Here is a 1,337-nt window from a genome sequence, read left to right as displayed (position 1 = left end):
ACACCAGCCTCGGTAACCTCAGCCCCGCCGACTATGAAGCCCTTCACACCGCCGCAGAAATCGCGGCATGATCAACACACAAGAACCGTCCGGGAAACCGGGTCAGGCTCCGAGTGCTAATCGGTGAGTGCTCTTGACCGGCGGTAGAAGGTTGCGCGGGACATTCCGAGGTCGCGGGCGACCTGTGCTGTTGGCTGGCCGCTTTGTACGAGGTGGAGGGCGTTGCGGATCTGGCTGTCCGTGACTCGCTGTCGGCGTCCGCCGAGATCCTTGCCGGCGATGCGTCGTTTGCTGATCGAGTCAACGATGCGCTCGCGCTTGATTTGGTGTTCCATCTGCGCGAGTGCTGCCATGACGGTGAACAGCATCGACCCCATCGGCGTGGACGTGTCGACGTCGCCGCCTCCCAGGTTCAGCACGCGCAATCCTGCGCCTCGAGCGTGGAGCTCGTCTGCGAAGGCGAGCATGTTCTGTGTCGATCGGCCCAACCGATCCAGTGTGGTGATGACGAGGGTGTCGCCGGTTTCGATTGCTTCGATCGCGCGATCGAATTGGGGGCGAGATGCGCGGGCACCGGAGACTCCGTGATCGGTGTACAGATCATCTCGGCGGACGCCCGCAGCCAGAAGGTCTGCTTCTTGGCGATCCGTTGACTGCTGACGGGTGGACACTCGTGCGTAGCCGATCAGCTTTGCCATTTCAGGGTTCTCCAGGTGTCTCGCAACTAAGGGTGTGTACTCGTATCTTGTCAATCACTTGTGAGACATAGTTGTGAGAATCGCCGAGCCTGGGAAACTCGCGAACCATGTCAGTGTCCGAAGTCCTCAACACTCAGGCAGATGAGACGTCTCGCAACCCTAGAGTTATAAGACACTAGATCGTGTTGCAGATAGGGCGCCCTTGCGGGCATTTATATCGGGCGGGGTAAACGTGCATCCCAGCAACGACGCGGACGCGGCATCGCGATTGGAAGCGAAGTGCCCGTTAGGGGACCCGCTTGCGGAACGGGGTTCGTCGCTGGACCAACTTGGTTGTCGGACTCTAGATCGACCGGCACTTTAGTCGGTGGCGGGTGGAATTATTGAGCGGGTGACAGGAGACGCGAGATCACTCTGGGATGCCGAGGCGGAGGCTTTCGACGATGCCGCCGACCATGGGCTTCGCGATCCCGCCGTCCGCCGGGCTTGGGCGAACTTGCTGCTCCCGCTGATCGACGGCCGGGGGCTTCAGCCCCGATCCACCATGTCGGGTGCGGTTCGTGGGCGTGCCGTGAAGTGAAATGTCCTTCTGGTCTGGGAAAATGTTGATTGTCTAGAGCAACGTTTACCAGTCCGGAA

The 1,337-nt window shown here is 60.4% G+C and carries 1 protein-coding gene; it reads right to left on the bottom strand.

The features are described 5' to 3' along the window. Positions 1-116: 116 nt before the first annotated feature. Positions 117-698, bottom strand: coding sequence for a recombinase family protein (locus WFI00_RS17710; RefSeq protein WP_300267831.1), 582 nt, complete (start codon positions 696-698; stop codon positions 117-119). Positions 699-1,337 lie beyond the last annotated feature (639 nt).

The sequence above is a fragment of the Microbacterium sp. MMO-56 genome, assembly GCF_037146215.1.
In the GTDB taxonomy this organism is placed as follows: domain Bacteria; phylum Actinomycetota; class Actinomycetes; order Actinomycetales; family Microbacteriaceae; genus Microbacterium.
This window is presented reverse-complemented; position numbering and strand designations above follow the sequence as displayed.

What these genes read in the sequence shown, in the direction of transcription:
- WFI00_RS17710 (WP_300267831.1), bottom strand. Translation starts at nt 698, where the DNA reads ATGGCAAAGCTGATCGGCTACGCACGAGTGTCCACCCGTCAGCAGTCA.